Source organism: Shewanella sp. SW1 (assembly GCF_025653545.1).
GTDB classification, from domain to species: domain Bacteria; phylum Pseudomonadota; class Gammaproteobacteria; order Enterobacterales; family Shewanellaceae; genus Shewanella; species Shewanella oncorhynchi.
The window spans coordinates 1-7552 of record NZ_JAKKSG010000041.1 but is presented as its reverse complement, the minus strand read 5'-3'; the positions used below and the strand labels follow the sequence as shown (position 1 = coordinate 7552).

Here is a 7552-nt window from a genome sequence, read left to right as displayed (position 1 = left end):
CAGATGGGTTTTGCTAAGCGAACTTAGACAGAATACAGATACTTGATAAAGTTTGAACTCAAACAAAGCAAATCAGCTTTCCGAATTATTATTAGCGTGAGCCAGAGATGGACACGGTAATAAACAGAATTTGCTTGGTGACAATAGCCTTGTGGAACCACCTGATCCCATCCCGAACTCAGAAGTGAAACGCAAACGCGCCGATGGTAGTGTGGGGTCTCCCCATGTGAGAGTAGGTCATCGCCAAGCATCCAAATAAACACCAAAGCCCTAGCCTAAATCGCTAGGGCTTTTGTGTTTATACGCTTCGCGAAAACCTATCTCGATGTCGGTCAATAAATGTTCCTCCAATATTGACACTTCCACCATCCATGGCGGTCGCCCGCCGCTAAGCGGGGTCCCCAGCTGCGCAATACATTGCTCCGCGCGACACATCATCAAAATGCTGCGCATTTTAGGCAATGATGACTCGCCCCCATGTATCCCCTTCGGGGATAAAAGAAAGTAGGTCATCGCCAAGTGCCTAATGATCTCATTGAGATGTAACGAAGCCAGCTGATAAGCTGGTTTTTTTGCGTCTGCAATTTACATGTTTTAGCGTTTTTGAAACCGTTTCATTGTTTGAAATAACATTAAGTTGTGAAGTGGAAATGGTTTACTGGGCGCTTTTTTAATGAGCTTAAGTTTTACTAAGTTCTCATTTTATGAACTCTAATGGAGCCGCCAGCTCATAGTGACACTAAGCTGGCGGCCTGAAATAGATAGCTGAAGCAATGTTGATGGTTAGAGGACAAATATCCTCTTCAACGCTTGCGTGCTCTATGCATCACTCTTTATTTATTTTGGCTTTGAAGCTGGCTTTGGTATTGTCGTTAGCTTGTTTGTACCAGTAATCCAGCATTTGACTGATTTCAGCTTGGCTAGGTGTCGTCGCTGGAGTGATTTGCTGAGCCTTATCATTGTTCGCTGCGACTGCTGACGACATAACTGCTGGCGCGATCAAGCTCGTGGATGTGGCTGCTGATGTTTGGTGTATTTGCGGCTGGCTTGCCAATACTGGTGCAATGGCGTCGCTTGCTTGTGTTGTCGCGGTATTCATAGTGAGATTTAATGAAGCCGGATGATTGCTAAGGTTGTACTGCAGTATCTCGTGTTCGAAATCCCGTCCCAGTTGAATGCCATTCTTAATCAATTTATCACTGGTAAAACCCACGGCTTCATCTTGAGCATTTGATAGTGCCAGCTTGGGTGACTCATCAAATTTCTTGGCATCTCTGGCTGAGTTAATGGCGGGAAGTGTCAGCGTGAGTGTTTGTGCTGACGCATCAAAACGGACGATTAGCACGTCGGAGAGATAATGCACTGAGTCAGCTTGTTGCCGGTATTGCGCGGCATAGCGAAAGGCAATCTGATTAATACCATCGGCTAAAACGAGGTTGCCACTCTTTACGGCTGGCTTGCCATTGACCGTTAACACTTCAGCATTTTTAGGCAGATTGAGATGAACATCGGCCGTTGCTGGCTGCACTGTCCCTAGCACTAATGCTGTGGCACATAAAATTGATTGATATTTCATAAGCTTTCTCTGTTGTTATAAGGATGCCGCTAAGCTAAATAGTAAGGCAGATATTTGGCGACACAAAGTTGGTCTAACTTTTAGTGTGGAGCATGATGAGCTAAATGGCGACCAGCTGTTTATAGATCGCAGATTAGCGTTAATTTGATCTGCAGGGAATAAAAAAGGCTCACGAGGAGCCTTTTTGAGCATGATATTTCGGGATTGAACGCTTATTTGGTTAGGTTGATGCTATAAACGGCGAAACCTAGTTCATCCTTACCGATCTTCTTCATTTCACGTTGTTTATTGGCTTCGACAAAGGCAGCGGCTTTGTCACTGTCTTGGGTTTCGAAGCGAATGTCTAATGTGACGTTGGTAGTGATGGTTTTGAAATCCCAGTTGTAATCGGCACTTGGATTGACCATACCTTCGTACTTGCCTGTGGTTTCGTTGTACTGAGATTGCGCTGTGATATAAGCAGCTAGTGCTTCACGGTTAGTATCGGGCAGTTCGAGCACGACATGGTCGCTACCCGTACCGGCAAACTTACCACCAAAGGCGCGGTAGTTATTTGAAGCGACGATAAACTCTTTCGCGGCAAATTCTTCGCCTGTGATGACTTTGCCGTTTTCGTCTTTATAGCTTAAATCAACGATACGGTTTGCGTTGGCATTAACGACGGCGCAATCGCGGTCAAACTTGCTCGGTTGGGTCACATCAATTTTATAGGTTAAGCCATCGAGTACGTCGAAGTTATAGGTTGGATGGCCATTCCAGTTGATTAACTCTTGTGGGGTGGTTTTTGCTGGGTCGATTTGATTGAACTGGTTCGCTGAGCACTCGAGCCAATCTTTCAATTCGGCGCCCGTTGCTTTGACTGCCACCATAGTATTGGGATACAGGTACAGATCGGCGGCGTTTTTGAAGGTCAGTGGACCTTTATCGACTTGCACAAATTGATCGGCATCACTGGTTGTACCGTGGCGACCGCCCGCTTTAAAAGGTGCAGAGGCTGACAGCACTGGCAGCCCTTTTAATGCTGCAGGTAATTTTGCTTTCACGTTAGCGATTTGTGCGTCGGAAACGATTTGTACCGTAGGGTCATCCTGCACTAAGGTCAAAAAGCTATACATATCAGCAGCAGCGACACCGATAGGTTCATCCACAAAGGCGAGGGTGCCTTGGTGCTCTGCTGCGACTGCATCTTTAATTTCGTCATCTCGGTCCACTAATGGCTTTTTAGCTGTGCCATCATATATAGGTCTAGCTTGAGTCGTAGCACTAAGGACATGCCATTTGCCATCTTTACGCTCAAGTTTAAACTCAACCAGCCCTAAGTTATCACCCCAACGACCTGGCATCACTGCGGGGACGCCGTTCAGTAGGCCTTTAGTGACATCGGTATTGGGCAAGTCAGCATACTTAGCATCTGGGAAGATAGAGTGGCTGTGGCCGAATAGAATCGCATCGATACCATCAACATAAGTCAAAGCGTAAGTGGCGTTTTCAGCCATAGGATCGCCAGGATTTTCCGTTGAACCAATGCCAGAGTGTGGAATGGCGATAATGATATCGGCCCCTTTGGCTTTCATTTCGGGGACATATTTTTTCGCGGTTGTAATTATATCTTCAACCGTCACTTTCCCCGTCAGATTTTGCTTATCCCACAATAGAATTTGCGGTGGCACAAAACCAATATAACCAATGTTAATGGTTTGATTATTACCTTCACTGTCGATAATAATTTTTTGTTTAATGATATAAGGGGTGAATAAATGCTCACCTTTTTTAACCTCATTCCAGCAACCATTATCGTCGGCGCAATAAACGTTTGAGTTGATATAAGGGAAATCTGCACCACTAATAGATTTATTTAAGAAATCTAAACCATAGTTAAATTCATGGTTGCCGATATTACCGACTTCATAATCTAATAGGTTCATGGCTTTATAGGCTGGATGAATATCACCCATTTGCAGGCCAACTTTAGCCATGTAATCGCCCATTGGGCTGCCTTGCAGTAGATCGCCGTTGTCGACGAGTACGCTGTTTTTGGCTTCGCCGCGTGCCTTGCGGATCAAGCTTGCAGTGCGGGCTAGACCGATAGTTGGATCATCTTTGCCACTGTAGTAGTTGAAATCCATGATATTTGTGTGCAGATCCGTGGTTTCGAGTACCCGTAAATCGGCTTGAACGACTTTGTCATCAGGTTGAATAATCGTGTCGTCATCAGAATTACAGGCGCTTACACCAAGGGCGGCAGTGATCATCACTGCGAGTATTTTCTTATTTAACATAGTTATCTCTATTTATATTTATTTGACCCCAATGCATGTTCCGTAAAAGAACATGCCCATCATCCCGTTAATTCGGCGTAATTTAACTGTTAGGTTAATTTGCTGCTAAGTTAACGAGCGGGAATTATAAAGACATTTGATGATCTGAATGTGACATTAATCGGATAAAAGCTGTTTCAAATTGTGACTCAAGGTTTGCTTGCCTAAATAGTGAGCCGTTTAGCCTGTTTATTTGTTACAGCAATGTTTAAATAATTACAGTAAACAGTTTATTAAGAAGAATTAATATTTGTTATTGGAATGGCATTTTATTTGCTCAGCCCCTTGTCTATGTCGGGGATATTTGACGTAAAACTTCAGTAGAATTGTTTTAAATAATTCTTTTACATCAAATTTTAGCCAATGTTGATCACTTATGCGCGCATGTCTCTTGGCTTGATTGAGGTGAGTTAGGTTTAGCGTAGCGTTGGCATAGGCTTATTTAGACGGGTAATACACATAAAGTGATACAAATAAGCTGCGCTCTGGGCGGGTAAAACTTGGCTGAAATGCGCGTAACTTGTTAAGGTAGTTCATCGAAATTGACGTACGAAGCTACACAAGTTCGTTAAAACAGACTGTTGTAAACCGAAAGCCAAAATCCATTTGCGCGCACCTTTCACCTTAAAAATACAATCGAAAGGGCAGCAACATCCAAGGGAGTTAATATGCGTAAGTCCGTTATTACCACAGCCGTAGCTGCGGCATTGTTACTTGGCGCTTGTTCAGACAAGCCTGCTGTAAGCACCAATGAAGCCAAAAATGCCGTTGCGACTCAATCCGCCGCCAAAGCTGAAGCAGCTAATGTGCTGCTGAGCAAGAGTCCACTGCAAGATCAAGCGCCGCAATTTAATCTTATTCAGTCCGCAGATTATGCTCCTGCCTTCGAGCAGGGCATTAAAGCTCACGATGCAGAAATCGCGGCGATTGTGAATAACAAACAAGCGGCTAGTTTTGACAATACCATTCTTGCCATGGAAACCTCGGGTGAATTGTTAACGCGCGTATCGCGTACCTTCTTTAATCTCGCAGGTCTGATTTCTGATGATGATTTTCAGAAAACCGAAGCGGATCTTGCACCTAAGCTATCTGCCCACCGAGATAATATTTATCTCGATCCGACTTTATTTGCCCGTGTTGAAGCCGTATACCAGCAAAAGAGCAGCCTAAATGCGGAAGATCAGCGTTTAGTTGAATACTACTATGAGCAGTTTGTCCGCGCTGGCGCGAAATTGTCGGCTGATGATAAAGCTAAGATGCGCGACTTTAACGCTGAGCTTGCAACCTTAGCGACGGACTTTTCACAAAACAGCTTAAAATCATTTAAAGATGATGTGGTTGTTGTGACTGATAAAGCCCTGTTAGCCGGTTTATCCGACAGCGAAATCGCCACCTTAGCCGCGGCTGCCAAAGCTGCTGGAAAAGAAGGCTATTTGATTACGTTAGTGAACACGACACGCCAACCTGTGCTTTCTAGCCTGAGTAACCGTGAACTGCGCCAAAAAGTATGGGAAACCTCGGCGCACAGAGCCGTCGCAATCAATGGTCCATTGATTGTCAAAATGGCGCAAATACGGGCTAAAAAAGCCAATTTACTGGGGTTCGATACTTGGGCATCCTATGCGGTTGCCGATCAAATGGCGAAAACCCCTGCTGCTGTGTATGAAATCCTCGATGATTTAGCGCCAAAAGCTTTAGCTCGCGCTAAAGTGGAGGCGGCTGATATTCAAGCTGAAATCAAAAAGGCGGGCGGTGATTTTGAACTGCAACCTTGGGATTGGGCTTACTACGCCGACAAAGTGCGTAAAGAGAAATACTCCCTCGATGAAAGCAGTATCAAGCCTTATTTCGAGTTTAATACTGTGCTGAAAGACGGGCTGTTTTTCGCTATGCATAAATTGTATGGCATCAGCTTAAAACCGCGTACTGATTTACCTGTGTGGCATTCCGATGTTTTAGCCTTTGAAGTCTTTGATAAAGATAACAGTTCTATTGGCTTATTCTATCTAGACCCGTATGCCCGTGAAGGCAAAGGCGGCGGCGCGTGGATGGATGAGTTCGTCACCCAAAGCGGTCTGCTCGGCACTAAGCCCGTTGTCTATAACGCGCTTAATATTCCTAAGCCAGCCGATGGCCCAACGCTAATGACCTTCGATGAAGTGACCACTCTGTTCCATGAATTTGGCCATGCGATACACGGTTTATTCTCGCAAGTGAAATACCCAAGCGTGGCTGGTACATCAACCGCACGTGACTTTGTTGAGTTCCCATCACAGGTTAACGAAGATTGGAATATCGACCCTGCTGTGATTGCTAACTATGCCAAACACTACAAAACGGGTGAGCCAATTCCTAAGGCGCTGCTTGATAAAATTTTAGCGGCCAATAAGTTTGGCCAAGGTTTTGATACCGTTGAGTACCTGTCAGCGGCCTTGTTAGATATGGAATGGCACTCTATCAGCGCCGATACTCAAATTAGCGATGTAGAGAAGTTTGAGCACCAAGTATTAGCTAAACATGGTCTTGATTTTACGCCAATTCCCCCGCGTTATAAGTCGAGCTACTTTAGCCATGCCTTCTCTGGCGGTTATTCAGCTGGATATTATGCGTATTTGTGGACCGAAGTGTTTGCCGCCGATGCCTTTGCCTATATGGGCGAGCATGGTGGATTGAAAGCCGATAATGGTGACAAATTCCGTAAGGAAGTCTTATCTAAAGGTAACAGTGAAGATCTCATGCAAGATTATATTCACTTTACGGGTAAAAAACCGACAACAGAGGCACTGTTAAAGCGCCGCGGTTTAGTCGATTAATTGATTAATTGTAAAAAGATAAAGGCTTGTTAGGGAAACCTAGCAAGCCTTTTTTTACTGATGTCAGGGCGGATTTATTAACCATTTTTTGTTTCAAGACAGGAGGTTTAGAGGACGAAAAATCTACAGGTAACGCTCCTAATCACAGTTCCAAAATAGTTTGTTGGAATGTTGTCGAAAGACAGTCTTAAACTATTTTTTATTGATTAAATTGTTATGTTTGATTGTCACTTATAAAGTTAGCAATAGTGTCCTCCGTACGTTGACTCTCTAATAACCACTCAACCCTCCATTCAGTTAGGCGTTCACCCTTTTTATGAATGAATTTTCCTGCTTCTGGTTCATCAATCCATTCAAGCTGTTTAATAAGTACTAAAGGCGCTTCAGACCCATCAGTTTCATTCGAAAATTCAAGAGCCTCATTATAAGTATGAAATGCGTAATAGTAGATTTCACCATCAAATTCATCTGGAGCACCTTGCCAAGGGCGGCACCAAACACGATATTCTAAGACTTGATCATAGAAATAACCGCCGCCTGATTTTGTTTCCGCTGGATACTCTCCAACCCTATTCTCATCGATTGAATCAGGATACTGTAGTGGCACACTGAATTTGGCCACCTAATAAGAAATGTTATGATCCACTCATAACCCATTTAGGTGACAACATGAATAAAAGTAAACGTGCACGATATAGTGCTGCAATTAAGCTCGAAACCGCTCAATTAGTCATAGATCAAGATTACACACAAGAAGCGGCGGCGAAAGCCATGAACGTGGGTAAATCAACGGTCAGTAAGTGGGTAACACAGCTTCAGGTTGAGCGCCAAGGGCTTGCTCCTAA

General features: G+C 44.2%; 5 protein-coding genes and 1 rRNA gene. 3 read left to right on the top strand and 3 right to left on the bottom strand.

All coding sequences use genetic code 11. The features are described 5' to 3' along the window. Positions 1 to 133: 133 nt before the first annotated feature. A 5S ribosomal RNA gene (gene rrf, locus L5M71_RS22770) occupies positions 134 to 249 on the top strand. Positions 250 to 826: 577 nt separating this feature from the next. Here the strand turns inward: rrf and L5M71_RS22765 are convergent. Further along, positions 827 to 1576 (bottom strand): DUF2057 domain-containing protein, encoded by a 750-nt coding sequence (locus L5M71_RS22765; RefSeq protein WP_263209959.1) that lies wholly within the window; start codon positions 1574 to 1576, stop codon positions 827 to 829. A 212-nt stretch (positions 1577 to 1788) separates the two neighbouring features. Further along, positions 1789 to 3855, bottom strand: a complete 2067-nt coding sequence (locus L5M71_RS22760) for a bifunctional 2',3'-cyclic-nucleotide 2'-phosphodiesterase/3'-nucleotidase (protein WP_263209956.1) — start codon at positions 3853 to 3855, stop codon at positions 1789 to 1791. Between the two features lie 707 nt (positions 3856 to 4562). Here L5M71_RS22760 and L5M71_RS22755 point away from each other — a divergent pair. Then, the gene (locus L5M71_RS22755; RefSeq protein WP_263209954.1) at positions 4563 to 6707 is read left to right on the top strand and encodes a M3 family metallopeptidase; all 2145 of its coding nucleotides are present in this window, start codon (positions 4563 to 4565) and stop codon (positions 6705 to 6707) included. A gap of 214 nt (positions 6708 to 6921) precedes the next feature. On the opposite strand, the gene L5M71_RS22750 is transcribed toward L5M71_RS22755, so the two are convergent. After that, a complete protein-coding gene (locus tag L5M71_RS22750) occupies positions 6922 to 7314 on the bottom strand; it encodes a GCN5 family acetyltransferase (RefSeq protein WP_263209952.1) in 393 nt (130 codons plus the stop codon). 62 nt (positions 7315 to 7376) lie between these two features. On the opposite strand from L5M71_RS22750, the gene L5M71_RS22745 reads away from it, so the two are divergent. Then, on the top strand, positions 7377 to 7552 hold a 176-nt coding region (locus L5M71_RS22745; RefSeq protein WP_263209139.1), incomplete at its 3' end, for a transposase.

Coding starts and splice junctions, on each gene's coding strand:
- L5M71_RS22765 (WP_263209959.1), bottom strand. CDS start 1,576: ATGAAATATCAATCAATTTTATGTGCCACAGCATTAGTGCTAGGGACA.
- L5M71_RS22760 (WP_263209956.1), bottom strand. CDS start 3,855: ATGTTAAATAAGAAAATACTCGCAGTGATGATCACTGCCGCCCTTGGT.
- L5M71_RS22755 (WP_263209954.1), top strand. CDS start 4,563: ATGCGTAAGTCCGTTATTACCACAGCCGTAGCTGCGGCATTGTTACTT.